This window comes from Amycolatopsis sp. NPDC051128 (genome assembly GCF_040682715.1).
In the GTDB taxonomy this organism is placed as follows: Bacteria; Actinomycetota; Actinomycetes; order Mycobacteriales; family Pseudonocardiaceae; genus Amycolatopsis.
Genome location: NZ_JBFBBN010000036.1, coordinates 56791 through 82620, shown reverse-complemented (window position 1 = coordinate 82620; position 25830 = coordinate 56791). Strand labels below are relative to the sequence as shown.

Genomic DNA, 25830 nt, shown 5'->3' with positions numbered 1-25830 from the left:
ATCTCACGTTTGGGCGTCCCGGGACGTCTTCAAGGTGTGATCGTGAAACCGTTCGAGCAGATCGTGGCCGAGCACGGGCCGATGGTCCTCCGGGTCTGCCGGGCCGTGCTCGGCGAAGCCGACGCCGAAGACGCCTGGTCGGAGACCTTCCTCGCCGCGCTGAAGGCGTACCCCGAGCTGCCCGCCGACGCGAACGTCCAGGCGTGGCTCGTCACGATCGCGCACCGCAAGGCCGTCGACGTCACCCGCGCGGACGCCCGCCGCCCGGTCCCGGTCGGCGAGGTGCCCGACCGGGCCGGCCGTTCCGGGCGGCCGGACGCGTGGGAGGGCGACCTGTGGGACGCGCTGGCCCGGCTGCCGGACAAGCAGCGCGCCGCCGTCGCCTACCACTATCTGGCCGGGCTGCCCTACCGCGAGATCGCGGAAATCACCGGAGGCACCGCCGACGCCGCCCGCCGGGCGGCCGCCGACGGCGTCAAGGCCCTGCGGGCCGCCTATCCCTTGGAAGGAGCGCACTCATGACGGACATCTTCGCGTCGCTTCCGGTGACCTACGAACTGAACCCCCACCGCCTGCACGAGCGGCTCACCGCCGCCGCCGAGCGCGAAGGCCTGCTGGACGTCGCCTATCGCACCGTCGACAGCCCGGTCGGGCCGCTGTTGCTGGCCGCGACCTCGGAGGGTCTGGTCAAGGTGGCCTTCGGCCGCCAGGACCACGACGCGGTGCTGGCCGAGCTGGCCGAGGCGATCAGCCCGCGCATTCTCCGGGCCCCCGCGCGGCTCGACGCGGTCGCCCGGCAGCTCGAGGAATACTTCACCGGCGAACGGCGGACCTTCGACGTCCCGCTCGACTTCCGGCTGGCGCGTGGGTTCCGCCTCTCGGTGCTGGAGCACCTGCCGGAGATCGGCTACGGCCACACGGAAAGCTACGCGCAGGTCGCGGCGGCCGCCGGCAGCCCGAAGGCGGTCCGCGCGGTCGGCACCGCGTGCGCGCTCAACCCGCTGCCGGTGGTGGTGCCGTGCCACCGGGTCGTCCGGTCGGACGGGTCGTACGGCCAGTACGCCGGTGGCGAGGAGGCCAAACGGATCCTGCTGACGATGGAGGCGGCGTGACCACGTTCGAATAGCGCGTCGGGCCGCTGTGGTGATCAGGCCCGGCTGAGCAGCATCGCCGCGCCGAGGCCGGTCATGGTCACGGCGATCAGGACGTCGAGGATCCGCCAGGCCGCCGGCCGGGCGAAGACCCCGGCGAGGCGGCGGGCGCCGAAGCCGAGCGCGCTGAACCACACCGCGCTCGCGATGCCGGCGCCGAGGCCGAAGAGCCAGCGCCCGTCGCCGTGGGCGACCGCGACCGAGCCGAGCAGCAGCACGGTGTCGAGGTAGACGTGCGGGTTGAGCCAGGTGAAGGCGACGCAGGTGAGCACCGCCTTGCGCAGTGGCGTGCGGTCCTCGCCGACGGTCATGACCGAAGGCCGGAACGCTCGCCGCGCGGCGAGCCCGCCGTAGCCGAGCAGGAACAGCCCACCGCCGACGGCGATGACGCCGATCGCGGTCGGCCACTGCCGCAGCACGGCCCCGATGCCGCTCACGCCGAGGCCGATCAGGACGAGGTCGGACACGGCGCAGATGAAGACCAGCGGCGCCACCGCGCCACCGCGCAGGCCCTGTTGCAGGAGGAACGCGTTCTGTGAGCCGATCGCGATGATGAGGGTCAGGCCGGTACCGAACCCGGCGAGGAGGAGAGCGAGCACACCGGTCACGGTATGGCGCCGTCACCGCATTACTCCAGCTAAAGATTCTTACGTAACATTAGCTCTCGTGATGTCGGATCTGCCGCTCGACCAGGTCAGGACCCTGCTCGCCGTCGTGGACGAGCAGAGCTTCGATGCCGCCGCCGCGGTGCTGCACGTGACGCCGTCCGCGGTCAGCCAGCGGGTGAAGGCGCTGGAGCAGCGGACCGGGCGGGTCCTGCTGCTGCGGACGAAGCCGGTCTCGTTGACTTCGTCCGGAAAAGTCCTGGTCCGCTTCGCGCGGTCGTTGGCTCAGCTGGAGCAGGACGCGGTGGCGGAGCTGGGCCTCGGCTCGTCCGGCACGCGGACGCTGTCGATCGCCGTGAACGCCGACTCGCTGGCGACCTGGTTCCTGCCCGCGCTGGCCCGGGTGCCCGAGGACCTCGGGATCTGCTTCGACCTGCAGCGCGAGGACCAGGACCACACGGCGGCGCTGCTGCGCGAGGGCCTGGTGATGGCCGCGGTCACGGCGGCACCCCAGCCGGTGCAGGGCTGCACGTCGCGGCGCTTGGGCCGGATGCGCTACCGCGCGATGGCCTCCCCGTCGTTCATCGCCCGCCGGCTTGCCTCCGGCCCGCTGCCCTCGCTCCTCCCCACCGCGCCGGTGATCGTGTTCGACCGCAAGGACGACCTGCAGGACCGCTTCCTCCGCGCCCTCACCCGCCGCCGGAGCTTCACACTGGTGCGCCACCACATCCCGGCGTCGGAGTCCTTCGTGGACGCGGTCGCGGCCGGTCTCGGCTGGGGCATGGTGCCGGAGGCCCAGGCCGCGTCCCGCGGAGCCGCCCTGGTGGACCTGGCCCCCGACCGGCCGCTGGACGTGCCGCTGCACTGGCAGCAGTGGAAGCTGGATTCGCCGGCGCTCGCGGCGGTGGCCGAGGCGGTGGCGCGGGGAGCGAAGGAGTCGCTGCGCTGAGCCTGCGGCTCCGCTACTCCAGCGCTGCCGGGAACGCCCCCACCCCGTGCTCCGCCAGGTCGAAGGCCTGATCGATGACCGCCACCTGCTCGCGGCGGACCGTCTCCGGGGCGTCGCCCGCCACGATCCTTCCCATCGCGTGGGCGAAGACCGTCGTGATCGCCGTGGTCAGGAGGCCGGCGACCAGCCGGGACCGGAGTGCGTCGCCCGTCTCCTCCGTGAACACCTCGGCGAACGCGTCCGCGATCTCCCGCTCCTGTTCGTACCACCGCGCCTTCAGCGCGGGGCTCGAATTCAGCACCCACCAGAACCCGGACCCGCCCGTGATGGCCCCGGACAGCGGGTGCCCGGCGGCGAGCAGTTCGTGCTGGTGGCGACGCAGGGCCGCGACCGGCGACGTGCCCGCGGGGCGGTCGCGCACCACCTCCGTCAACTCGCGCAGCCGGTCCGCGTGACGGTCGAGGAAGAGGTCTTCCTTGCGCGGGAAGTAGTTGAACACGGTCATCTTCGAGACGCCCGCCGCCTCGGCGATCTCCGCCACCGTCACGTCCTCGAAGCCGCGCAGGGCGAAGAGGCCGGTGGCCACGTTCGAGATCAGCTGCCGCGTGGCCTGCTTCTTCCGTTCGCGTAGTCCGGGATCCGCCATGGGCCAAGTATAGACCGGCCATAAAGTTTGACTCGGTAAAAGTTTCTCGGCATCATGGGCGCCATGAACAGTGATGTGGTGATCTCCGGGGGCGGACCGGTCGGCTTGATGCTGGCCTGTGAACTGCGGCTGGCGGGCGTGGACGTGCTCGTCGTCGAACGGCTGGCCGAACCGGACCAGACGATCAAGGCGGGGGGATTCACCCTGCCGACGGCCGAGGCGTTCTACCGCCGCGGCCTGCTGCCCGCGATGGAAGCGCAGATGCGGGAGAGCTTCGCCCGGATGCAGGAGTTCCTGAAGTCACGCGGCGGGGATGGCGCGAAGCCACCGACGCCGGTCGGGCACTTCGCCGGGATCATGATCGCTTCGTCGGGAGTGCACTTCGACGACCCGGCGTTCCGGGACGTCGGGCCCGCGGCGCGGGTGGTCATGCTGCGGCAGCAGGTGGTCGAGGCGTTGCTGGCCGAGCGCGCGGCCGAACTGGGGGTCGACTTCCGGCGCGGGGTGGAGCTGACCGGGTTCGAGGCCGCGGACGACGGCGTGACCGTGCACCTGGATGGCGGCGAAGACGTCCGCGCGGGCTGGCTCGTCGGCTGCGACGGGGGTCGCAGCCGGGTGCGGAAGCTCGCCGGGTTCGACTTCCCCGGCACCGAGCCCTCGATCACCGGGCGGCAGGCGCTCGTCGACCTCACCGGCGCCGAAGCCCTCCCGAGCGGCTGGAACCACACCGAAGGCGGCACCTTCGTCCACGGCCCCGTGCCCGGCCGCATCCTCACCGTCGAGGTGGACGGGCCACCCGACGACCGGGACGCGCCGATCACCGCGCGGGAACTGGAAGACAGCCTGCGCCGGGTGTCCGGAGTGGACGTATCCATCACCGCCGTGCACAGCGCGACGCGCTTCACCGACAACGCGCGGCAGGCGACGACCTACCGCAAGGGCCGGGTCCTGCTGGCCGGCGACGCCGCGCACGTCCACTCACCCTTCGGCGGGCAGGGGCTCAACCTCGGCATCGGCGACGCCGTCAACCTCGGCTGGAAGCTCGCCGCGACGATCCGGGGCTGGGCGCCGAGCGGCCTGCTCGACACCTACACGACCGAACGGCACCCGATCGGCGAATGGGTGCTCGAATGGACGCGCGCGCAGGTCGCGCTGATGCGCACCGACGTCCGGACGCGGGCGCTGCGCCAGGTCGTCACCGACCTGCTGCACACCGACGACGGCGCGACGTACCTGGCCAAGAAGCTCTCCGGCGTGCTGCACCGGTACCCGATCGACGGCGACCACGACCTCACCGGCCGCGGCGCGCCCGACTTCGAGTTCGCCGACGGCACCCGGCTCGGCGAGCGTCTCCAGGACGGCCGGGCGCTCCTGCTGGACCTCGCCGACAACGCCGAGCTGCGCGAGACGGCGAGCGGCTGGGCCGGCCGGGTCGGGGTGCTGACCGCCAAGTGCGTCGGCGAGCCCGCCCTCACCGGCGCGCTGATCCGGCCGGACGGGTACGTCGCCTGGGCCCGCGAAGACGGCACCTCCGCCGGCCTGGACGCCGCGCTGCGCCAGTGGTTCGGCGAGCCCGCTTGACGTCGAAGGGAGGGCAGGGGTCCATGACCGAGCTGTTCCCGCCGATCGAACCGTACGACCACGGGCTGCTCGACGTCGGCGACGGCCACCGCGTGTACTGGGAGACCTGCGGGAACCCGGACGGCAAGCCGGCGGTGATGCTGCACGGCGGACCCGGTCAGGGTTGCACGGCGGGCATGCGGCGGATGTTCGACCCGGCCCGCTACCGCGCGGTCCTGGTCGACCAGCGCGGCTGCGGCCGCAGCGTGCCCCACGCCGCCGACCCGGCGACGTCGCTGGAGCACAACACCACCGACCACCTCGTCGCCGACCTCGAACGGCTGCGCGAACACCTCGGCATCGAACGCTGGCTGGTGACCGGCGGCTCGTGGGGCACGACGCTCGCCCTGGTCTACGCCGAGCGCTTCCCGCACCGGGTGTCGGAGATCGTGGTCAGCGCGATCAGCACGACCCGCCGGTCGGAGCTCGACTGGCTCTACCGCGGAGCCGGGCGGTTCTTCCCCGAGGCCTGGCAACGGTTCCGTGACGGGGCCGGCGACGACGACGTCGTGCCCGCCTACTCGCGGCTCATGGCGGACCCGGCGCGACGGGATCGCGCAGCCCTCGCCTGGAGCGAGTGGGAAGACACGGTGCTGTCACTCGAACCAGGCGCCACCCCGGTCGTCCACAGTGGACCACCGGACGCCGCGCTGCTGGCGTTCGTCCGGCTCACAACGCACTACTACGCGAACGCGGGCTGGCTCGAGGAGGGTGCGGTGATCCGCGACGCGGGGCGCCTGGCGGGCATCCCGGGTGTGCTGATCCACGGCCGCCTCGACCTCAGCTGCCCGGTGACGACGGCGTGGGAGCTGGCGCGGGCGTGGCCAGGCGCCGAACTGCGGATCGACGACCACTCGGGGCACCGCGCGAGCGACACGAAACGCGCTTGGAAGCTCGACGCGCTGGACCGGTTCGCGAGCTGATGCCCCCAATGTGGCGTTCGGTGCGTCCAACGCACCCAACGCCACATTGGGGCGCTTGAGCCGGGCTATCCTTCCGCGGCCAGTTGCATCGCGACGTCGATGATCATGTCCTCCTGCCCGCCGACCAGGGCGAGTTCGCCGCACCGGCGCAGGATCGCCTGCGCCGGGACGCCGTAGCGCTCCGCCGCCCGCTCCGCGTGCAGCAGGAAGCTCGAGTAGACCCCGGCCCAGCCCTGCACGACCGCGTTGCGGTCCATCTTTGGCCACCGGTGCAGGTAGGGGCGGACGACCTCCTCCGCCGCGTCGAGCAGACCTCCGACATCGAGGCCAGTGTCGATCTCGAGCCGGTCGAACACCGCCGCGAGGACCTCCGTCGGCGAATTCCCGGCTCCCGCGCCGAGCGCGCAGAGCGACCCGTCGATGTAGCGGACCCCGGCTTCGTAGGCCAGCACGGAGTTCGCGACGCCGAGCGAGAGGTTCTGGTGGCCGTGGTAGCCGACCCACGCCGCGTCGCCGACCTCGGCCACCAGCGCCGCGAACCGTTCGCGGGCCTCGTGCATCAGCAGCGCCCCGGCCGAGTCCGTCACATATGCCGCCTGGCAGCCCGCGTCCACCATGATCCGTGCCTGCTTCGCCAGGTCTTCCGGTGGCGTCCGGTGCGCCATCATGAGGAACCCGGCGGTCTCCATGCCCAGTTCGCGCGCCAGCCCGAAGTGCTGCGGCGAGACGTCCGCCTCGGTGCAGTGCGTCGCCACCCGGACCATCTCCGCGCCCGCGTCGAAGGCGCGCCGGAGGTCCTCCGCCGTGCCGATGCCGGGCACGAGCAACACCGCGATCTTCGCCTGCTTCGCCTCTTCGCGGGCCGCGGCGATCAGCTTCAGTTCGTCGACGGCGGAAAAGCCGTAGGTGAACGACGAGCCGCCGAGGCCGTCGCCGTGGGTCACCTCGATCACCTCGACGCCGGCGCGGTCCAGCGCGCGCACGGTGTCCCGCACCTGCTGCTCGGTGAACCGGTGCGCCATCGCGTGGCTGCCGTCGCGCAGCGTCGTGTCGACGATCCGGACGTCGTGCTTCAGTTCCGGGCGGCCGGTCATGCGAGCACCTCCTGCTTCGCGCGCGCCATCAGCTCGCCGACGCGGGCGGCCGCGGCGGTCATGATGTCCAGGTTCCCGGCGTACTCGGGCAGGTAGTCGCCGTTGCCGCGGACCTCGAGGAAGATCCCGACCCGCGCGTGCCCGTCCCACTCCTCGCGCGCGTCGTCGAACTGCGGGTCCGCCCGCAGCGTGTAGCCGGGCACGTACTTCCGGACTTCGTCGGCCATTTCGTGGATCGACTCGGTGATCGTGTCGCGGTCGGCATCGAGGGGAATCGCGCAGAACACGGTGTCCCGCATGATCATCGGCGGTTCCACCGGGTTGAGAATGATGATCGCCTTGCCGCGCCCGGCGCCGCCGATCTCGGCCACCGCCCGCGACGTCGTGCGCGTGAACTCGTCGATGTTCGCCCGCGTCCCCGGCCCCGCGCCGCGCGAAGCCACCGAGGCGACGATTTCCGCGTACGGCACCGTGGTCACCCGGGAAACCGCGTGCACCATGGGGATCGTCGCCTGTCCCCCGCAGGTGATCATCGAGACGTTCGGGGCGCCGAGGTGCGCGCCCAGGTTGACCGGCGGGCAGACCATCGGGCCGAGGTGGGCCGGGGTCAGGTCGATCGCCTGGATGCCGGCCGCCTCGTACCGCGGGGCGTTCGCGGCGTGCGCCTTCGCCGACGTCGCCTCGAACACCAGCTGCGGCAGGGGGTCCTGGCGCAGCAGCCAGTCGACGCCCTCGGCGGACGCCTGGATGCCCTGCGCGCGGGCGCGCTCGAGACCGTCGGACTCGACCACCCCGACCATGTACCCGATTTCGATCACTTCACTGCGTCGCAGCTTCGCCAGCAAATCGGTGCCGATGTTGCCGGGGCCGACGATCGCCGCCATCACGGGAGCCATGCCTCCGACCGTCGCACCGCGGCCACCGTCGACGACAGCCGGCCGTTCCGGTCAACGGAACGCGGGCTCCCGGCGGGCACCCCGGATGACCGCCGCGGCGAGGATGGCGGCGACCCCGCCGCACGTCATGACGGCCGGCACCGACACGGCGTCCACCACGAACCCGCCCGCCAGCGCCCCGGCGGAGATCGTCGCCTGGAAGGACGCGGTGAACAGGACGGTGGCCGCCTCGGGCGCGTCCGGGGCGGCGCGCGCGAACCACGCCTGCGAGCAGACCGGCACCGCGCCGTAGGCCACGCCCCACACCACGAGCAGTGCGAGCGCGCCGGCCGGGCCCGCGTGCGGCAGGAGGAAGACCGACGCCGCGATCAGCGCCGCCGCGGCGGCGAAGGTGACTTCGGGTTTGCGGCCCAGCCCCGCGAGGAAGGTGCCGGCGATCCCGGCGACGCCGTAGACCAGCAGGTAGCCGCTGAGCACTCCAGGAGGCACGACGTCGCGCAGCAGCGGGGTCAGGTAGGTGTAGGTGCCGAAGTGGGCCAGGACGACGAGGAAGGTCACGATCAGTCCACTTCGGACGCCCGATCGCCGCATCAGCCCACTGAGGACGGCCATGCGGGTGATTTCCTTCGCGGGCAAGGGCGGCGTGAAGACCAGGAGGGCCGCCGCCGTGGCGAGACTCAGGACGCCGAGCAGCACGAACGCCGTCCGCCAGCCCGCGAGCTGGCCCACGAAGGTGCCGAGCGGCACGCCCAGCACCGAGCCCAGCGGCACGGCGGCGAAGATCACCGCCGTCGCCCGCGCGGCGGCGGCCGCCCCGACCAGCCGGGGCGCCAGGCCCGAGCCGATCGACCAGAAGCCGCCGATGACGAGACCGACGAGGAACCGGGCGGTCAGCAGCACCCAGAACGCGGGTGCGGCGGCGGCGAGAAAGCCGGCGACCGCGAGCAGGAACATGAGGCCGGCCAGCATCCACCGCCGGTCGAGCCGCCCGGTGGCGACGGTGACCACCGGCGCGGCCACGGCGGCGACGAGGCCGGGCACGGTCATGGTCCAGCCGGCGGTCCCGGCGGAGACACCGAAGGCGTCCGCGATCGGCGTCAGCAGCCCGATCGGCAGGATTTCGGTGGTGACGATGGCGAAGATCCCGACGGTCACGCTCGCCACCGCGGCCCATCGGTTCGCAGGAGTGATCATGACACCCAAGTAGACCGGCGGCGGCGCGCATGGGCTGGCAGGTTCGCGACAGCTCCGTGGCCGGGAAGGGTGACGTCGTTTTCCCGCCGGGCAAGCCAAAGGCAAAGATCGGGTCAAGCTCGTCCCCGCTCAGGGAGCGGGGACGAGCCCGACCTTCAGTCCAGCACCTCGCGGACGGTGCCGGCGGCCACCGTCAGACGGCCCTCCCGCATCGCGAAGCCGAGCCCAGGGCTCATCGCGACCGGCTGGCCGAGCTCGACGGTCAGCTCGGCGGCCTCGCCCGGCCGGACCACCGCGACGCCGTCGGCGAGGTCGACCACCCCGACGACGTCGCTGGTGCGGAAGTGGAACTGCGGCCGGTAGTTCGCCGCGAACGGCGTCCGCCGGCCACCCTCGGCCGCCGACAGCACGTGGACGTCCGCGCGGAACCTCCGGTGCGGCCGGACGCTGCCCGGCAGGCAGACGACCTGGCCGCGCCGGACCTCGCCGCGCTTCACCCCGCGCAGCAGCACCGCGGCGTTGTCCCCCGCCTCGGCGCGCTCCATCGGCTTGCCGAACGTCTCCAGCCCGGTGGCCACGCTCGTCACCGCCGGGCCGAGCCCGACGACCTCGACCGCGTCGCCGACGGCGAGGGTGCCCTGCTCCACCGCGCCGGTCACGACGGTGCCGCGGCCGGTGATGGTCAGGACGTTCTCGATCGGCATCAGGAACGGCAGGTCGAGCCGGCGCGGCGGGATCGGGACGTGCTCGTCGACGGCCGCGAGCAGGTCGAGGATCCGCTGCGTCCACAGCGGGTCGCCGGCCAGCGCGCGCAGCCCCGACACGCGGACCACGGGCACGCGGTCGCCGTCGAACCCGTAGCGGGTCAGCAGTTCGCGGACCTCGAGCTCGACCAGGTCGAGCAGGTCCTCGTCGTCGGCGAGGTCGGCCTTGTTGAGCGCGACCACGAGGTGCTCGACCCCGATCCGGCGCGCGAGCACGACGTGCTCCCGCGTCTGCGGCATCGCGCCGTCCTGCGCCGAGACGACCAGGACGGCGCCGTCCAGCTGGGCCGCGCCGGTGATCATGTTCTTGACGTAGTCGGCGTGGCCCGGCATGTCGACGTGCGCGTAGTGCCGGGTCGGCGTCTCGTACTCGACGTGCGCGATGTTGATCGTGATGCCGCGCTCGATCTCCTCCGGCGCGCGGTCGATGCGGTCGAAGGCGACGTAGCGGTTGGCCCCGCCCCGCTCCTGCTCGGCGAGAACCTTGGTGATGGCGGCGGTGAGGGTGGTCTTGCCGTGGTCGACGTGCCCCATCGTGCCGATGTTGAGGTGCGGCTTGGTCCGCACGTACTGCTGTTTGGTCATGGGTTTTCCCTGTGCTGCGAAAGGAATGCGCGAAACCGGGCGAGCGCGTCGACCCTCCCCCGGCGGTTCCGCGGCAGGACAGGGAATCGGGGAAGGGTCAGCTTCGAGCGCCGCCGAGTTCGGCGGAAAGCCGTGCCGAAAGGGCGCTCGGCAGGGACACGCCTGCGAGCGTCGCACTATCGGACACGGGGAACATGCTTCGGAGGGTGTCACAGCTCCCGGGCCGGTGTCACCCGGTTTTCGCGCGGCCGCATGATCAGCGCCGCGACGTGGTACACGCACGGGTCATCGCCGCGGTTCGCGTAGGAATGCGTTGCGTCGGCGGGGAAGTAGAGCGAATCGCCGGCGGTCAGTTCGTATTCCGCCTCGCCGACGCCGAGACACAGCGTGCCCGATTCGACGACGACGAATTCGTGCGAACCCGGGGCGTACGCCGGAAAACGGCCCGCGTCGCAGCGCGGGGGCAGGGTCGTGCGGATCCATTCGAAGTTGACGCCGGGGACGACCGGCGTCAGCACCGTGCGGTGCCAGCCGCCGGGCTCGGCGACGTGGTCCTGCTCCGCCGCGCGGCGGACGATCACCCGGTCGGTCTCCAGATCGGCGAGCAGCCGGGAGAGGGACAGCCCGAGACCATCGGCGATCCGGGAGAGCACCACGACCGTCGGCGTCTTCTCGCCGCGCTCGATGGCCGACAGCATGCTGACGCTGACGCCCGCCGCCCTGGCCAGGGCGCTCAGCGCGAGACCGCGGCCGGCGCGCAGGTCGTGCAGGTGGCGGCCGAGCATCACCGGATCAATCATTCCTCTATAATACTACTCATGTCCACTATCGAGGAAGCAACGGAGGCCGACGCCGAAGGCATCGCCGCCGTCTTCGCGCCGTACGTCACCGACTCGGTCGTCACGTTCGAAACCACGCCACCGACCGCGGACCAGTGGCGCGCGAAGATCCGCGAGAGCGTGTGGCCCTTCCTCGTCCTCGCCGAAGAGGGCGAGATCTCCGGGTACGCGCTGGCCGCGCCGTGGCGGCCGAAGCCGGCGTACCGGCACTCGGTGGAGACGACGATCTACCTCGCGCCGAGCGCCACCGGCCGCGGCCACGGACGCCGGCTGCTCGACGAACTGCTGAAGCGCTGCGGCGAGGCCGGGGCGCGGCAGGCGATCGCGGTGATCGTCGACTCCGGCAGCCCGGCGTCCCGCAACCTGCACCGAGCGGCGGGCTTCACCGACGCGGGGGTCCTGCGACGCGTCGGCTTCAAGCACGACCGCTGGCTCGACACGATCTTGATGCAGCGCGAACTGGGCTGAGTTCACCAGGACGTCAGCGGTACTCGGGTGCCCACCGGGTCCGCCGCACCGCCTCGGCCACCTCGTCCTCGCTCATCTCCGGTGCGACGCCGTCCTTCACCGCCTGCCCCGCGACCGCCGTGGCGATGCGCGTGGCGATCTCGGGGACGTCGTCCCACGCGGGCAGCAGCGGTTCGTCCGGGTCCGCCAGCGCCGGCGACGCGTCGCCCAGCGTCTTGGCCGCCACCCGCATCATTTCGTCGGTGACGCGGGTGGCCCGCACCGCCGTCACCGCCAGCCCCACCGCGGGGAAGATGTAGACGTTGTTGCACTGGGCGACGCGGCGCTTCTTCCCCCCGCGCTCGACCGGCGCGAACGGAGAGCCGGTCGCGACGAGCGCCCGCCCGCCGGTCCATTCGTCGAGTTCGCGCGGATGGGCTTCGGCCCGGCTGGTGGGGTTCGAAAGCGGGAAGATGATCGGCCGCTCGGTCTTGCCCGCCAGCTCCCGGACGATCTCCTCGGTGAACGCGCCGGCCGCCGTGGACAGGCCGAGGAGCACTCCCACGTCGACGTGGTGGACGACGTCGGCCAGCCCGGTGCCGTCCCAGCCGCGGACGCGCTGCGCCGGCTGGGCGAACCGCCGCTGCCCGGCCGAGAGCCCCGCCCGGTCGTCGGTGAGGAGCCCGTCGATGTCCACGACCCAGATCCGCTCGGCGGCTTCGCCGTCGGACAGCCCCTGCGCCACCATTTCCCGGCGGATCATCTCGAGCACGCCGATGCCGGCGGAGCCCGCGCCGAGCATGACGACCTGCTGCCGCGCGAGCGGGCGGTCCGCGACCTTGGCCGCGCCCTGCAGCGCCCCGAGCGTGACCGCCGCGGTGCCCTGGATGTCGTCGTTGAAGGTGAGCATCCGGTCGCGGTAGCGCTCGAGGATGGGCAGGGCGTGCGCCGTCGCGAAGTCCTCCCACTGCAGAAGCACGTCCGGCAGTTCTTCGCGGACAGCCGTCACGAACTCGTCCACGAAGGCGTAGTACTCGTCGTCCCCGATCCGGCGGTGGCGCCAGCCGAGGTAGTGCGGATCCTCCAGCCGCTCGACGTTGTCCGTGCCGACGTCCAGGACGACCGGCAGCGTCCTGGCCGGGTCGATGCCACCGATGAGCGTGTACAGCGAAAGCTTGCCGATGGGGATCCCCATGCCGCCGATGCCCTGGTCGCCCAAGCCGAGGATGCGCTGCCCATCGGTGACGACGATGACGTCCACGTCGCGGTCCGGGCGGTTCCGGACGACCTCGCGAAGCCGTCCCCGGTCGGGGTAGGCGACGAACAGGCCACGCGGCCGCCGGTAGATGTCGCTGAACCGTTCGCACGCCTCCCCCACCGTCGGCGTGTAGACGATCGGCAGCATCTCCTCCACGTGCTCGGCGAGGAGCCGGTAGAACAACGTTTCGTTGCGGTCCTGCAGCGCCCTCAGGTAGATGTGCTGGTCCAGCTCGTCGCGGCGCCGGGAGAACTCCTGATAGGTGTGCGCCACCTGGTCGTCCAGGGTCTTCACCGCGTACGGCAGGAGCCCGAGCAGCGCCAGCTCACCCCGTTCGTCGCGGGTGAACGCCGTCCCCTTCGTCGTCAACGCGTCGAACAACCTGTTCTGTCCTTTGTGCACCATCAGCTTCTCCGGGGGCCGGCAGGTTCTCGTCCGGTTCCGACCTTCCCACAGGAGCCGCCGTGGGGCAGTGCGCCGACGGGGCACCGCCGCCCTCTAGGATTCCGGCGGTGACCACCTACGACGTCGATCCGTTCGAGCACCTGGACACCTCGGCCCTGCCGCCGCGGCAGCAGCGGATCCTCCTCGCGATCCGGGACTGGGTGGTCGGGCACGGCTACTCGCCGAGCACGCGGGAGATCGGCGACGCCGTCGGCCTGCAGTCGACGTCGTCGGTGTCGAGGCACCTGGCGAGCCTGGAGGACAAGGGTTTCCTGCGCCGCGGCACCACGGTGTCGCGGCCGATCGACGTCCGCGACTTCCTGCACGGCAGCTCGCCGCGCGAAGACGGCGACTCGGTCCCCGTCCCGGTCGTCGGCGACATCGCCGCCGGTACGCCGATCTCGGCGCAGGAGCACGTCGACGACGTTCTCCAGCTGCCGCGCGGTCTCACCGGCCGGGGCACCGTCTTCGGGCTGCGCGTCCGCGGTGACTCGATGATCGACGCCGCCATCTGCGACGGCGACATCGTCGTGGTGAAGCAGCAGAGCGAAGCCCACTCCGGCCAGATCGTCGCGGCGATGATCGACGAAGAGGCCACGGTGAAGGTGTACCGCCGCCGTGACGGCCACGTATACCTCGAGCCCCGCAACCCCGCCTACGACGTCATCGACGGCGATCGCGCGACGATCCTGGGCACGGTCGTCTCGGTGCTGCGCAGCGTCTGACCCGCCACCGCCGCGGTTACTGACCGGTGCGGGCGGCCAGGCCGTCGAGGTGGAGCACACCGCCGGTGTGGTGCTCGGCGACGAACTCGGGCCCCTTCGTGGCCAGCCGCGCGATCGCCGTCGCGTGGCCGTGGCCGAGGCCGTGCTCGGTCTTCAGCCAGGCGACGATCTCGCCGTGCTTCGTGAGGTTCCGGCCGGCGACCAGGTCGAGGAAGCCGCGCGGGGTGATGCCGGTCTGCTTCTCGGCGTTGTCGAGGTAGGTCTGGAAGGACATCGTGACTCCGTAGGTCGATGAAGGGTCGCGCCGAAGGATGTTCGGCTTCCGGTGCTGACGACCAAGGTGTCACCGACAACTTTTTTTGTCAAGACGCCTCGGCCGACACTGTCGCGACGACCGCCAGCGTCGTGTACGGCAGCACGAAGCCGCCGCCGATCCCGTCGATGGCCGCGCCGACGCCGGCGAGCACGTCCGCCAGGGCGTCGGGCGCGAGCCGCGTCAGCCCGCCGGTCGTGGGCAGGAAGTCCAGCCATTCGTCGCGCGTGTAGGACCGCTCCCAGTCAAACCGCCACCGCTCGGGTTCCCCGAAGCCGCCCGCTTCGCGGATCCCGTCGGCGAACCGGGTGAACATGGCGTCGTAGACGTCGGCGGCCGTCCTCGACTCCGCCGCGAACGGCGAGCCGGGCAGCACCCGCCGGTAGGCCTCGGCAAGGGCGTCCGCCACCACGGCGGGCGGCTGGAAGACGTGCGCGAACAGGGCGAGCATCCCGCCGGGACGCAGGATCCCGGCCGCCTTGACCGGGCCGGCGACGGGATCGACCCAATGCCAGGCCTGGCCCGCGACGACCGCGTCGAAGGTCCGCCCGGCGGCGTCCCAGTCCTCGAACTTCGCGACCTCGACGTCGATTCCGGTGGCGCGCGCGAAGGCGGCCATCCGCGCGTCGGGGTCGACGCCGAGCACCCGGCGGCCCGCGGCGCGGAACTGGCGCGCCTCGATCCCGGTGCCGCAGCCGACGTCGAGGAAGTCCGGGCCGGGGCTCGCGGCGACCACGCGGTCCACCAGTTCGGCGGGATAGCTCGGCCGAGCGCGGTCGTAGCGTTCGGTGTCGGTCCCGAAGGATTCGGCTACAGAGCGGGCTTCATGGGGCTGAGTGGGCATGCGCCCACTTTAATGGGCGCTTGCCCACTTGGGCAACCGCGTGGGCGTTCGCGGTGGGCGTAACGGAGAATGGGGACCATGCCGACCGGGGTCCACCTGCGCGACGTGCGCCAGCAGCTGTTCCACGCCGCCGAGCGGATCCTGCTCCGCGACGGGCCGAACGCGCTGACCAGCCGGGCGGTCACCACCGAGGCCGACGTCGCGAAGGGCGTGCTGCACCGGCACTTCACGGACTTCGACGCCTTCCTGGCGGAGCTCGTGCGCGACCGCATCGCGCGGCTGGCGGACCAGGCGGCGCTCCTGCGTGCCGCGGCGGGGACGCGGACCCCGGCCGAGAACCTCGTCGACGCGCTGACGGAGGTGTTCGATCCGGTGTCGGTGGCGCTCGTCAGTCTCGTGTTCTTCCGGGACGAGCTGCGCGCGCGGCTGCGTCGCCCGGGCGAGGGCCTCCCCATCCTCGCGGAGGCACGCGCGATGCTGGCGGACTACCTGACAGCCGAGCGCGCCCAGGGCCGGATCGCCGCGGACGCCGAGGTGGATTCCCTGGCGCTGTCCCTGATCGGCGCGGGCCACCTGCTGTTCGCGGGCCGCCGCCGCGACACCCTGCCGGACGAACACGAGCTGCCCAAGCTGGTCCACACGGTGATCGCGGACGTGGTCCAACGCCGCCTGCTCTGACCCCAGCAGTCCGATGTAGACCTGCAGCCCCCACAGGACACAACGAGAAGAGCCATGTTCGCGCGTTCCGCGAACATGGCTCTCCCAGCGAATCTCGTGGGCGATACTGGGATCGAACCAGTGACCTCTTCGGTGTGAACGAAGCGCTCTCCCCCTGAGCTAATCGCCCGTGGTACGAACTTCCACGAACTCCGGGGGTGGAATTCGTGGTGCGCGATACTGGGATTGAACCAGTGACCTCTTCCGTGTCAGGGAAGCGCTCTCCCGCTGAGCTAATCGCGCGCTGCGGAACTTCGTACTGAGGGCAAGCATATCGGACGTCGCCGAGGCCGTCTCAAGGGCCCCGGGGTGACCGGCCGCACCGCGAAAACCGCCGTGACACGAAGGGGCGGAAACGGGCAGACTGCCAGGGACACCCGCCTTCACCCCCCGACCGTCGCCGGCGCCGAAGGCGGCCCTGCCGCCGGCGCGGCCGACCAGGAGAGCTCCCGTCTCGATGACCGACACCGTGTCCACCCCGCCTGCCGACCTGAATCGCGCCCCGGCGCGCCCGGGGCTCCTCATCGGAGTTCTCGTGCTCTCCGCGTTCGTGATGATCCTCAACGAGACGATCCTGAGCGTCGCGTTGCGCGATCTGACCGTCGACCTGCGGGTCCCCACCACGACCGTGCAGTGGCTGACCAGCGGGTTCCTGCTGACGATGGCGGTCGTCATCCCGACCACGGGGTTCCTGCTCGAGCGTTTCTCGCCTCGGCAGGTCTTTCTCTTCTCGCTTTCGGCGTTCAGCCTCGGCACGCTGCTGAGCGCGCTCGCGCCCGGGTTCGGGATGCTGATGGCCGGGCGCGTCGTGCAGGCGTGCGGCACGGCGGTGATGCTGCCGCTGCTGATGACGACGGTGATGCGGCTGGTGCCGCCGGAGCGGCGCGGCGCGACGATGGGCACGATCACGATCGTCATCGCGGTGGCCCCGGCGATCGGGCCGACCATCGGCGGCGCGGTGCTTTTGTCGCTGGGCTGGCGTTGGATGTTCTGGATCGTGCTGCCACTGTCGGTCGCCGCGCTGGTGGCCGGCGCGCTGATGCTGCGCCTGGACAGCGAGCGCCGCCGGGTGCCGCTGGACGTGCCGTCGGTGCTGCTGTCCGCGATCGGGTTCGGCGGGGTGCTGTACGGGCTGTCGGCGACCGGGGAGCAGGCCGGCGCGGAACCGCTGGTGCCGTCGTGGCTGCCGATCGTCGTCGGCGTCGTCTCGCTGGTGGTGTTCACGTGGCGCCAGCTGCGGCTGCAGCGCCGTGACCGCGCGCTGCTGGATCTGCGGCCGTTCACGCACCGGAGTTTCGTCGTCGCGCTGGTGCTGACGGCGCTGCTGTTCGTGTGCCTGATCGGCGCGGCGGCGATCCTGCTGCCGCTCTACCTGCAGACGGTGCTGCACACGAGCACGTTCGTCAGCGGCTTGGCCGTGCTGCCGGGCGGGCTGGTGCTGGGTCTGCTGGGCCGTCCGGTGGGCGCGCTGTTCGACAAGGTCGGCGGGCGCCCGCTGGTGATCCCCGGGGCGGGGGCGATGGCGGTGTCGCTGTGGCTGTTCACCGCGCTGGGGCCGGACTCGCCGCTGATCGCGGTGATCGGGATCCACGTGCTGCTGATGGCCGGGCTCGGGCTGATGATGACGCCGCTGTTCACCGAGTCGCTCGGCTCGCTGCCCGAACACCTGTACTCCCACGGCAGCGCGATCCTGTCGACGCTGCAGCAGGTGGCCGGGGCGCTCGGCACGGCGGTGTTCGTCAGCGTCGCGACGCTCGGCAGCAACGACACCACGGCGGGCAGCCCGGACGCCTCGGGCCTGCGTGCCGCCTTCGTCGTCGCCGGCTGCATCGGCCTCGTGGCCTTCGCCGGCACCTGGCTGATCCGCCGCTCCACGACCCCGCCCGCGCCGAAGCACTGAAGACAGCGCGGGTCCGGGTCAGGCGGCCGGGGTCACCGGGGCCAGGAGCAGGCCGGTGATCGCGTCGACCAGGCCCGTACCCGCGTCGTCCCAGTTCGCCCGCGGTGTCTCGGTGCCCTCCGCCAACGCCCGCTCGCGCTCCGCCGTCATGTGGATCATCAGCTGGCGGGCCATGTCGCCGCGCTCGGCGCGGACGTCGGCCGGGAGGCCGTCCAGGCACCGGTAGAGCCCGTCGACCGCGCGGGCGAGCGCCGGCGAGGACAGCGACTCCTCCACGATGATCGCGCGCAGCACCGGGTCGGTCAGCACCTGGGCGCTGAACCGAGCGAACCACGTCGGGGCGCCCAGCTGCTGCAGGTAGGTCGTGCTCGGCCGCACCAGGCAGGCCACCCAGTCGCGCAGGTCGCCGTCGCCGTCGATGGCCTCGACCAGCTCGGCGCGGATCCGCTCCATCGGCCCGGTGTGCTTGCGGACGATCGCGCGGACCAGGTCGACCTTGGTGCCGAAGTGGTAGTTGACCGCGGCGTTGTTGCCCTGCCCGGCCGCCTCGCTGATGTGCCGGTTGGACACCGCGTGCACGCCGTCCTCGGCGAACAGCCGCTCCGCCGTGACGAGGATGCTCTCCCGCGTGGCACTCGCGCGGTCCGCCTTCACGTTCATCCAACCCACCCGGTCACCCTGATCGTCTGCCGGCTCCCACCTTACGGAGCTGGGGTCATGGCGAGAATCCGGTGGAGGATGGCGAGATGGCCACTGGCCGCCGGACCGGCCGGTTCCTACCGTGATCCACCATGATCGAGGTGCCGGCGCCGATCCTGATCGGCCTGCTCTACGTCCTGCTCAACTCCCTGATCGCCGAACCGCACCGGCGGCGGTTCAACGCCGTGCTGGTGGGCGGCGCGGGCGCGGCCTACCTCTCCGGCGGCGCGCTAGGGCCGTGGGAAGTGGCGTTCTGCGCCGTGCTGACCTACGTCGCGTTCCGCGGGCTGGACTCGTGGACGTTCATCGGCGTCGGCTGGCTCCTGCACACCGGCTGGGACGTCGTCCACCACCTGAAGGGCCAGCCGATCCTGCCGTTCGCGCACGGCTCGTCGTTCGGCTGCGCGATCTGCGACCCGGTGATCGCGATCTGGTGCTTCACCGGTGGCCGGTCCGTCGTCACGGCCCTGCGCTCGCGGTTCGGGCGGGTTGACGCCCCGGCGCCACGGGTACCCCGGTGACCGCCGACCCGAGGAGTCTCAATGAGTGCCGACAGCGCCGACAGCACGGCCGTCGAACGCGCCGCGCACGCCTACTGCCCGCGATGCCACCCCGATCCGCGGCCGGGCGAGGTGCTGACCGCGCTGTGCGGAGCCCGCTACCCCTACTGGGGCCGCCGCGACCGGCCGGTGAACACGTGCCCCGCCTGCAAGATGCTGGCCTCGGCGGCCGTGTACCGGTGCGGCCACCCCGGCGGCTGAGGGAGCGGGCCGGCGAAACAGGGACGCTGCTCGCCGGCCCGCTTCAGCGGTGGCTCACGCCGCGGGGATCGACGACAGCGGCATGGCGAACACCGAGCGGCCGCAGGTCTGGCCCTTGGCCGTGCAATCGGCTGTCGACCACTCCGACTGGGACCACACCAGTCCCGTCGACGAGTCGTACGTCAGTGCCTCCGGGTGGACCGCCCAGCAGGCCGATGTCGACCCGCACGTCGCCGCCTTGCTCGACGTCGTCGTCTGGCTCCAGAGCTGGCCGTTGATCGTCGCCGAGCTGTGGGCGACGTACCACTTGCCGTTGTTGGACAGCACGCCCTGCATGTTGCCCACGGAGCTGCGGAATGCCTCGGTCGCCGCGACGGTGCCGGACGACGCCGCCAGCAGGTAGTCCGTGCCCATCGGGTAGCGGTAAAGGCGGCCGTGGAGGCTCTGGTCGGAGAAGTACTCCGTCGTCACCACGCTGGCCGGGGTGGTGCTGCGGTCCAGCGACATCGACGAGAAGCACGGCACGCCCGTGTCGGACGCCATGCTGCACGTGCCGCCCGCGTAGGTGTAGTAGCCGACCTGCATCATCGCGTACTTGTAGGTGTACGCGGCATATCCGCCCGACGTCTTGCCGATCGCGTTCGACGTCGTGTCGGTCAGCTGCAGGATGTGCTTGGTGCTGAACACCCGGATCGCGGTCGAGGTGTTGCCCTCCGCGGTCACGTAGATCTTGTCGCCGTACCAGGCCATCCCGCCCATGTGCGCCTGCGCGGCGGAGAAGCTGCTGCCGGTGCTGTTCGGCACGGCCAGGTACATCATCCGGTGCGCGGCCGACGCGGGGTCGTTGTAGTTGATCGCCTGGATCCGCGCGTCGTTGTACCGCCCGAGCGCCTCGGTGCCGTGCCAGCCGGACAGGATGATCTTGTCCGCGCCCCACATCCCGTCGTTGTCGGCGTCGCCGGACGTCGTGATGCCCTGCGGGACCCACGCCGTGCTGCCCGCCCGCTCGGAGTCCCAGCACAGCGCCTTGGTGGCCACCGGCGCCTTCGGCAGCGCGGCCTTCTCGGCGCTGGTGCAACCGGTCATCGCGTAGCTGGTGTCGTTCACGACGGTGTTGAGGCTGACGTTCGGCAGCGCGCTGTCGAGCGCGGTCAACGCGGCGGCCGGCGTGGCGTGCCACACCAGGCCCTGCTTGGTCGTCGTCGTCAGCGGGTCACTGTAGGCGGCGCCGGCCGTGCCGGGCAGCGCCAGCGCGCCGGCCACCACGGCCAGCGCGAGGAGCATGACTTTCGGAATTCGCATGGGCGTCATTCCGCCACAGGCGGATCCAAAATTCGTACACCGGCGTTTGTACGGTCTTGTATCAGCCGACGACGTCGATTTCGAACGGTTCGGCGGCACTGTATTCGAGGTCGGCCCACACCGCGCCGGGCAGGGCGAACCGGCGGTGGGAGGTCATCCGGTCGTTGTAGCCCGGGTCGGACTTGGGGTTGTGGCCGACCCCGGTCTTGTCCGAGCCCCAGGCGAAGATGTTGCCGACCCACATCGGCTGCGCCACGCCGTCCTTGTTGATCCGCGGGCGGACGACGACGGCGGCGCCGGTGCCGCCGGACAGGTTGAGCCGGATCGTGTTCGACCCGGCGTTGGGCGGGGTGACGGTGATGCGTTCCATGATCTCCACTCCGGGTTCGGCGGGCTGGCGTGACACTGACGGGGAATCGACGCCGGGCCAGTAGTCGGCGACGACGGAGATGTCGATGCCGGGCTCGACGTCGAGCAGGTACTGCGCGGCGATCGCGCCGGCCGGGATCTCCGGTTTTCCGGTGGCCGTGGCGATCCAGTAGAGCGGCGGTTCGACGCCCTGGTCGGCGAAGGCCTTCTTGACCTTCGGCCAGGTCGACCGGTTGCAGTAGACGACCGGGTACGCGAACCCGGACCGGCGCCGCATCGCCGCCCACCCCGGCGCCTGCGCGGGCGTGGCGTCACCGGGTTCCACGTCGAGGACGTGCCCGTCGTCGGTCGACGCCTTCTTGACGATCCGCACCTTGACGGCGTCCGGGAAGAGCGCCCAGTCCGCGGCGGTCCACGGCGCGAGCTTGATCCGGTCGACGTAGCCGGCCACCAGTGCGGGCCGCCGGTCCTTCTTGAGGATGTTCCGCGCGGTGACCGCGTCGTACATGATGCGCATCGGCTGCCTCGCATCGGGAATCGGCGTATGTCGGCCAATTCACGATCGCGGAGGCCCGCCTGCCCGCGACATGCCGAAGAGGGCGCCCTTTGGGGCGGGATCGCCGTGCCGAAAGGTACCCGGGTAGCCGCGGAACCGGTTGCGCGGCAACCGGTCCGCGTCGCCCCGGGTCACCCGCGACCAGTCGAGGGGCCTCGAAGCCATCGGCCCCGGCCGGGTGACGCGCCAGGCGTGCATGGTCGTCGGCGGATTCGCCACGGGCGGCCTCCTCGGGTCACGGACGTACCGGGAACCAGGATGGCCGCACCGCGGCGGCGACGCGAGCGCAGGCGGTAAGTTATTTCCCCGCAACGGTTTTCGGCCGTTCGTGTGCATCTTCGGGGGCTGCGTAACAGCTTTTGGGCCTCTCGCGCCATAGGGGACGGCGTTCGCGCCTGTCCGGTCCCCGCGCATCAGGAGTTCGTGATGAGTTCTCGTCGCTTCATGGTTCCACGAAGATCAAAGCAGGCGCTGGCCTTGGGGGTGGTCGTGCCACTCGCCGGCGCCCTCGCGGTGGCCGTCGCCGCCGCGGCACCCGCCGCCGCCGTGCCCACCGGGTTCGCCGACACGGTCGCGATCGGCGGCCTGACCTCGCCGACCGCCGCGGCGTTCGCCCCGGACGGGCGGGTCTTCGTCGCGGAGAAGAGCGGCCTGGTCAAGGTCTTCGACTCCCTCACCGACCCGACCCCCACGGTGTTCGCCGACCTGCGGACCCCGACCCAGGACTTCTGGGACCGCGGCCTGCTCGGGCTGGCCGTCGACCCCGCCTTCCCCGCCCGGCCGTACGTCTACGTCTCCTACACGCTCGACGCGCTGCCGGGCGGCGCCGCGCCGCAGTGGGGCGACACCTGCCCGAGCCCTCCGGGCGCGACCGACCAGGGCTGCGTGGTGACGGGCCGGGTCTCCCAGCTGACCATGGGCTCGGCCGGCACCGCGGTCAGCGAGAAACCGCTGGTCACCGGCTGGTGCCAGCAGTTCCCCAGCCATTCGGTCGGGGCGCTGGCCTTCGGCCCGGACGGCGCCCTGTACGCGGGCGGCGGGGACGGCGCCAGCTTCAACTTCGTCGACTACGGCCAGGTCGGGAACCCCTGCGCCGACCCGCCGTCGCCCGCCGGGACGAACCTCACCCCGCCGTCGGCCGAAGGCGGCGCGCTGCGTTCGCAGTCCCCGCGCCTCCCCGCCGGACAGCCCGTGCTGCTCAACGGCGCGCTGCTGCGCCTCGACCCCGACACCGGCGCCGGCCTGCCCGGCAGCCCGTTCGCGAACAGTGCCGACGCCGACGCCCGGCGCGTGATCGCCTACGGCTCGCGCAACCAGTTCCGCTTCGGGTTCCGGCCGGGCACCGGCGAGCTGTGGGCCGGCGACGTCGGCTGGAACACATGGGAGGAGATCAACCGCGTCGCCGACGCGGACGACGCCGTCGCGGAGAACTTCGGCTGGCCCTGCTTCGAAGGCACCGCCCGGCAAGCCGGCTACGACGGCGCGAACCTCGACCGCTGCGAATCCCTGTACTCCGCCGGCGGGCAGACGGCGCCGTACTACGCCTACAACCACAACGCCAAGGTCGTGGCGAACGACCCGTGTCCCACCGGCGGCTCGTCGATCAGCGGGATCGCCTTCGAGTCCGGCAGCAACTACCCGGCCGAGTACGCCGGTGCGCTGTTCTTCGCGGACTCCTCCCGCGGCTGCATCTGGGCGATGCAGACCGTCGGCGGCCAGCCGAGCCCGAGCCGCCTGGTGCCCTTCGTGACGGGCGCCGGCACGCCCGTGCAGGTGCTCACCGGTCCGGGCGGCGATCTCTTCTACGTCGCGCTGGGCAGCGGCGAGCTCCGCCGGGTGAGCTACTCCGGCGGCGCCAACCGCCCGCCGGTCGCGGTGGCCACGGCGACGCCGTCGAGCGGACCGGCCCCGCTCGACGTCCAGTTCGACGGCACCGGTTCCACCGATCCGGACGCCGGGGACGTGCTGACCTACGCGTGGGACCTCGACGCTGACGGCGCCTACGACGATTCGACGGCACCGCGCCCCACCTGGACCTACTCCGCCGCGGCGGTCGTCGACGCCGGGCTGCGGGTGACGGACTCCCACGGCGCGACGGCGACCACGACAGTCCGGGTGACCGTCGGCACCCCGGCCGGGCTCGACCCGGTACCGGTCATCGACGCCCCCGACGCCGCACTGACCTGGTCGGTCGGCCAGACGGTACCCTTCGCCGGCCACGCGGTCGACGCCCAGGACGGCCAGCTGCCGCCTTCGGCGCTGTCCTGGCGGCTCGCGATCCGGCACTGCGCGCCCAACGGCACCTGCCACACCCACAACGTCCAGGACTTCACCGGCGTCGCGTCGGGCTCGTTCGTCGCGCCGGACCACGAGTACCCGTCGTACCTGCAGCTGACGCTCACCGCGACGGATTCCACGGGCCGCACCGGGACGAAGACCGTCGATCTGCAGCCGAAGACCGTGACGCTGAACTTCACCTCCAGCCCCAGCCAGGCGATGCTCACCGTCGGCGGGACCCAGCAGCGCACGCCGTTCTCCCGGACGGTGATCGCCGGATCCACCAACTCGATCAGCGCGGACAGCCCGCAGAACCTGCCCCCGCTCAACCTGAAGTACGCCTTCACCAGCTGGGCGCACGGCGGGGCGCGGACGCAGAACATCGTCGCGCCGTCGACGTCGGCGAGCTACCAGGCGAACTACCGCCTCTGCTGGGTGCTGCAACCCTGCTGAGCGGATGACCCGGCTCCCGCGCGGGGCCGGGTCATTCCCCGGGCTTTTTCGTCTTCTCGGCCTTCTTCGACTCTTTGGCGGATTCCTTCGCCGCCTTGGACGACTCCTTGGCCGCCTGCTTGGACTCCTTCGCGGCTTCCTTGTCCGGGTTGTTCCCGTAGCCGTAGCCGTTGCCGTTGTTGCCGTTGCCGTTGCCGTTGCCGTTGTTGCCGTTCCCGGTGGCCGCCGGTTCCCCGGAGCCCGCGGCCCCTGCCGACTCCCCGGCCGGCTGCGCACCGGTCGGTTCCACACCCGAGGCGCCGGGCGCCGGCGTGCCCGACACATCCGGCGTCGGCGCCACGCCGCCCGGCGGAGCCCCGGCCTGCGGCCCGGTCCGCGCGGGCTGGGTCGTCGTGCCTTCGCCGCCGGAGAGCGGCGGCGGGGCGTCGGAGGACGTGCTCGCGCCGATGGTCACCGTCGTGACCAGCGCCGCGCCCGCGACGGCCACCTTCGCCGCCGTGGCCCACGACAGGGCGGACGCGCCCGTGCCGGTGGCGCCGGCCGCGGCGCCGGACGACGCCAGGGACCCGGAGGTGGACAACCACTGCGAGACGATCGGGACACCCAGGATCAGCGGGGCGATCGCGACCGGCAGTTCCTGGTTGAGCTGCCGGAGGCCGGAGGCCAGCTCACGGCAGTCCTCGCACCGGTCGAGGTGGGCCGCGATCCGGTGGGCCTTGTGGTCGCCGATCCCGTCGCGCACCCACCGGGCCAGCTGGGCGGAGACGGCGCGGCAGGTCCGCCGCCGCACGATGGGGACGTGCTGGTCGAGGTAGGCCTGACGCAGGCCCTCCCGGGCGCGGTAGGCGAGCGCGGCGACCCCGTTCGGCGTCATCCCGAGGTCCTCGGCGATCCGCGCGGGCGCTTCGCCCTCGATCTCGGTCCGCCACAGGACGGTCCGCCACCGCTCGGGCAGGCTCGCGAACGCGTCCGCGGCGACGGTGGCGTGCATCCGGCTGCCGACCTGGTCGTCGCTCCCCGTGCCCGGCAGGACGTCCGGGACCTCGGCGACCAGCGAGACAGCCGAGTCGCGCCGGCGCCAGCTGATCATCGTGTTCCGGATGGTCGTCAGCAGATAAGGCCGGAAATCCTCGTCCGGCCCCTCGCCGGTGCGCAAAATCCGGAGCACGCGGGTGAATCCCTCGGCGACCAGGTCGTCCCGTTCCGCCTCGTCGGCCGCGATCGCCGCGGCCACCCGGCGGGCGGCGACGAGGTGCCGGTCGTAGAGCTCGCCGTATGCCGCGATGTCCCCGCCGCGCACCGCCTCGATCAAGACCGCGTCACTCGGGACGTCCGTCGTCCCGGCCACCGCCGGCGCCACCTCGGTCACCACACCCCCTCGCCCGTGCGCTTGCACGTGCAGAACATCCCGCGATATTCGCGTACCCGGTGTCGCGGCGCAAGGTCGCTGCGGCGAAAGGCGGTTTTCTTCCGTGTGAGTGATCCGGATCCGGGTTTTG

At 71.9% G+C, this 25830-nt stretch carries 26 protein-coding genes and 2 tRNA genes; 12 read left to right on the top strand and 16 right to left on the bottom strand.

Features of this window, described 5'->3' with window-relative positions; genetic code table 11:
• Nucleotides 1–36: 36 nt before the first annotated feature.
• Both AB0M82_RS30715 and AB0M82_RS30710 read left to right on the top strand, forming a co-directional pair.
• A complete protein-coding gene (locus AB0M82_RS30715) occupies nt 37–522 on the top strand; it encodes a sigma-70 family RNA polymerase sigma factor (RefSeq protein ID WP_364729189.1) in 486 nt (161 codons plus the stop codon).
• Complete coding sequence (locus AB0M82_RS30710; RefSeq protein ID WP_364729186.1) at nt 519–1112, top strand: methylated-DNA--[protein]-cysteine S-methyltransferase; 594 nt, start codon at nt 519–521, stop codon at nt 1110–1112. The genes AB0M82_RS30715 and AB0M82_RS30710 overlap by 4 nt, the downstream gene beginning before the upstream one ends.
• A gap of 35 nt (nt 1113–1147) precedes the next feature.
• On the opposite strand, the gene AB0M82_RS30705 is transcribed toward AB0M82_RS30710, so the two are convergent.
• On the bottom strand, nt 1148–1750 hold the full coding sequence (locus AB0M82_RS30705) for a LysE family transporter (protein ID WP_364729183.1): 603 nt from the start codon (nt 1748–1750) through the stop codon (nt 1148–1150).
• Between the two features lie 67 nt (nt 1751–1817).
• Between AB0M82_RS30705 and AB0M82_RS30700 the strand changes: the two genes are divergently transcribed.
• Nucleotides 1818–2705, top strand: a complete 888-nt coding sequence (locus AB0M82_RS30700; protein WP_364729180.1) for a LysR family transcriptional regulator ArgP — start codon at nt 1818–1820, stop codon at nt 2703–2705.
• Between the two features lie 13 nt (nt 2706–2718).
• Here AB0M82_RS30700 and AB0M82_RS30695 read toward each other — a convergent pair whose 3' ends face one another.
• Nucleotides 2719–3351 (bottom strand): TetR/AcrR family transcriptional regulator, encoded by a 633-nt coding sequence (locus AB0M82_RS30695; protein WP_364729178.1) that lies wholly within the window; start codon nt 3349–3351, stop codon nt 2719–2721.
• 63 nt (nt 3352–3414) lie between these two features.
• Between AB0M82_RS30695 and AB0M82_RS30690 the strand changes: the two genes are divergently transcribed.
• Both AB0M82_RS30690 and pip read left to right on the top strand, forming a co-directional pair.
• The gene (locus AB0M82_RS30690; RefSeq protein WP_364729175.1) at nt 3415–4932 is read left to right on the top strand and encodes an FAD-dependent monooxygenase; all 1518 of its coding nucleotides are present in this window, start codon (nt 3415–3417) and stop codon (nt 4930–4932) included.
• A 23-nt stretch (nt 4933–4955) separates the two neighbouring features.
• Nucleotides 4956–5894: a prolyl aminopeptidase gene (pip, locus tag AB0M82_RS30685; RefSeq protein WP_364729172.1), complete on the top strand. Its 939-nt coding sequence runs from the start codon at nt 4956–4958 to the stop codon at nt 5892–5894.
• Between the two features lie 65 nt (nt 5895–5959).
• Here the strand turns inward: pip and dmpG are convergent, their stop codons facing one another.
• The 5 genes from dmpG to AB0M82_RS30660 form a co-directional block, all read right to left on the bottom strand.
• Nucleotides 5960–6988: a 4-hydroxy-2-oxovalerate aldolase gene (gene dmpG, locus AB0M82_RS30680; protein ID WP_364729169.1), complete on the bottom strand. Its 1029-nt coding sequence runs from the start codon at nt 6986–6988 to the stop codon at nt 5960–5962.
• Nucleotides 6985–7884, bottom strand: coding sequence for an acetaldehyde dehydrogenase (acetylating) (locus AB0M82_RS30675; protein WP_364729166.1), 900 nt, complete (start codon nt 7882–7884; stop codon nt 6985–6987). The genes dmpG and AB0M82_RS30675 overlap by 4 nt, the downstream gene beginning before the upstream one ends.
• 51 nt (nt 7885–7935) lie before the next feature.
• Nucleotides 7936–9078 (bottom strand): MFS transporter, encoded by a 1143-nt coding sequence (locus AB0M82_RS30670; protein ID WP_364729163.1) that lies wholly within the window; start codon nt 9076–9078, stop codon nt 7936–7938.
• A gap of 155 nt (nt 9079–9233) precedes the next feature.
• Nucleotides 9234–10427 carry an elongation factor Tu gene (tuf, locus tag AB0M82_RS30665; RefSeq protein ID WP_364729160.1) on the bottom strand — a complete coding sequence of 398 codons (1194 nt, stop codon included), beginning with the start codon at nt 10425–10427 and terminating at the stop codon, nt 9234–9236.
• A gap of 209 nt (nt 10428–10636) precedes the next feature.
• Nucleotides 10637–11227 (bottom strand): XRE family transcriptional regulator, encoded by a 591-nt coding sequence (locus AB0M82_RS30660; protein ID WP_364729157.1) that lies wholly within the window; start codon nt 11225–11227, stop codon nt 10637–10639.
• 18 nt (nt 11228–11245) lie between these two features.
• Here AB0M82_RS30660 and AB0M82_RS30655 point away from each other — a divergent pair, with 18 nt between their 5' ends.
• Nucleotides 11246–11734 carry an N-acetyltransferase family protein gene (locus AB0M82_RS30655; RefSeq protein ID WP_364729154.1) on the top strand — a complete coding sequence of 163 codons (489 nt, stop codon included), beginning with the start codon at nt 11246–11248 and terminating at the stop codon, nt 11732–11734.
• A gap of 13 nt (nt 11735–11747) precedes the next feature.
• Here the strand turns inward: AB0M82_RS30655 and AB0M82_RS30650 are convergent, their stop codons facing one another.
• A complete protein-coding gene (locus tag AB0M82_RS30650; RefSeq protein WP_364729151.1) occupies nt 11748–13376 on the bottom strand; it encodes an NAD-dependent malic enzyme in 1629 nt (542 codons plus the stop codon).
• Between the two features lie 107 nt (nt 13377–13483).
• Here AB0M82_RS30650 and lexA point away from each other — a divergent pair, with 107 nt between their 5' ends.
• Nucleotides 13484–14140 carry a transcriptional repressor LexA gene (gene lexA / locus AB0M82_RS30645; protein WP_364729148.1) on the top strand — a complete coding sequence of 219 codons (657 nt, stop codon included), beginning with the start codon at nt 13484–13486 and terminating at the stop codon, nt 14138–14140.
• A gap of 16 nt (nt 14141–14156) precedes the next feature.
• On the opposite strand, the gene AB0M82_RS30640 is transcribed toward lexA, so the two are convergent.
• Together AB0M82_RS30640 and AB0M82_RS30635 are read right to left on the bottom strand one after the other, a co-directional pair.
• Nucleotides 14157–14414 carry a DUF4287 domain-containing protein gene (locus tag AB0M82_RS30640; RefSeq protein WP_364729145.1) on the bottom strand — a complete coding sequence of 86 codons (258 nt, stop codon included), beginning with the start codon at nt 14412–14414 and terminating at the stop codon, nt 14157–14159.
• 88 nt (nt 14415–14502) lie between these two features.
• Nucleotides 14503–15297 (bottom strand): class I SAM-dependent methyltransferase, encoded by a 795-nt coding sequence (locus AB0M82_RS30635; RefSeq protein WP_364729142.1) that lies wholly within the window; start codon nt 15295–15297, stop codon nt 14503–14505.
• A gap of 78 nt (nt 15298–15375) precedes the next feature.
• Here AB0M82_RS30635 and AB0M82_RS30630 point away from each other — a divergent pair, with 78 nt between their 5' ends.
• Nucleotides 15376–15975, top strand: a complete 600-nt coding sequence (locus AB0M82_RS30630; protein WP_364729139.1) for a TetR family transcriptional regulator — start codon at nt 15376–15378, stop codon at nt 15973–15975.
• 97 nt (nt 15976–16072) lie between these two features.
• Here the strand turns inward: AB0M82_RS30630 and AB0M82_RS30625 are convergent.
• Both AB0M82_RS30625 and AB0M82_RS30620 read right to left on the bottom strand, forming a co-directional pair.
• Nucleotides 16073–16144, bottom strand: a tRNA-Val gene (locus AB0M82_RS30625).
• Between the two features lie 38 nt (nt 16145–16182).
• Nucleotides 16183–16257, bottom strand: a tRNA-Val gene (locus AB0M82_RS30620).
• Between the two features lie 214 nt (nt 16258–16471).
• Here AB0M82_RS30620 and AB0M82_RS30615 point away from each other — a divergent pair.
• On the top strand, nt 16472–17914 hold the full coding sequence (locus tag AB0M82_RS30615; protein ID WP_364729136.1) for a DHA2 family efflux MFS transporter permease subunit: 1443 nt from the start codon (nt 16472–16474) through the stop codon (nt 17912–17914).
• A gap of 18 nt (nt 17915–17932) precedes the next feature.
• On the opposite strand, the gene AB0M82_RS30610 is transcribed toward AB0M82_RS30615, so the two are convergent.
• Nucleotides 17933–18574, bottom strand: a complete 642-nt coding sequence (locus AB0M82_RS30610; RefSeq protein WP_364729133.1) for a helix-turn-helix domain-containing protein — start codon at nt 18572–18574, stop codon at nt 17933–17935.
• A gap of 131 nt (nt 18575–18705) precedes the next feature.
• On the opposite strand from AB0M82_RS30610, the gene AB0M82_RS30605 reads away from it, so the two are divergent.
• Nucleotides 18706–19134 carry a DUF6010 family protein gene (locus AB0M82_RS30605; RefSeq protein ID WP_364729130.1) on the top strand — a complete coding sequence of 143 codons (429 nt, stop codon included), beginning with the start codon at nt 18706–18708 and terminating at the stop codon, nt 19132–19134.
• 21 nt (nt 19135–19155) lie between these two features.
• The gene (locus tag AB0M82_RS30600) at nt 19156–19374 is read left to right on the top strand and encodes a hypothetical protein (protein WP_364729127.1); all 219 of its coding nucleotides are present in this window, start codon (nt 19156–19158) and stop codon (nt 19372–19374) included.
• A gap of 54 nt (nt 19375–19428) precedes the next feature.
• Here AB0M82_RS30600 and AB0M82_RS30595 read toward each other — a convergent pair whose 3' ends face one another.
• Together AB0M82_RS30595 and AB0M82_RS30590 are read right to left on the bottom strand one after the other, a co-directional pair.
• A complete protein-coding gene (locus tag AB0M82_RS30595; RefSeq protein WP_364729124.1) occupies nt 19429–20676 on the bottom strand; it encodes a hypothetical protein in 1248 nt (415 codons plus the stop codon).
• A 61-nt stretch (nt 20677–20737) separates the two neighbouring features.
• Nucleotides 20738–21562: a hypothetical protein gene (locus tag AB0M82_RS30590; protein WP_364729121.1), complete on the bottom strand. Its 825-nt coding sequence runs from the start codon at nt 21560–21562 to the stop codon at nt 20738–20740.
• A 465-nt stretch (nt 21563–22027) separates the two neighbouring features.
• Between AB0M82_RS30590 and AB0M82_RS30585 the strand changes: the two genes are divergently transcribed.
• Complete coding sequence (locus AB0M82_RS30585; RefSeq protein ID WP_364729118.1) at nt 22028–24331, top strand: PQQ-dependent sugar dehydrogenase; 2304 nt, start codon at nt 22028–22030, stop codon at nt 24329–24331.
• A 31-nt stretch (nt 24332–24362) separates the two neighbouring features.
• On the opposite strand, the gene AB0M82_RS30580 is transcribed toward AB0M82_RS30585, so the two are convergent.
• Complete coding sequence (locus AB0M82_RS30580; protein ID WP_364729115.1) at nt 24363–25700, bottom strand: sigma-70 family RNA polymerase sigma factor; 1338 nt, start codon at nt 25698–25700, stop codon at nt 24363–24365.
• Between the last annotated feature and the right edge of the window lie 130 nt (nt 25701–25830).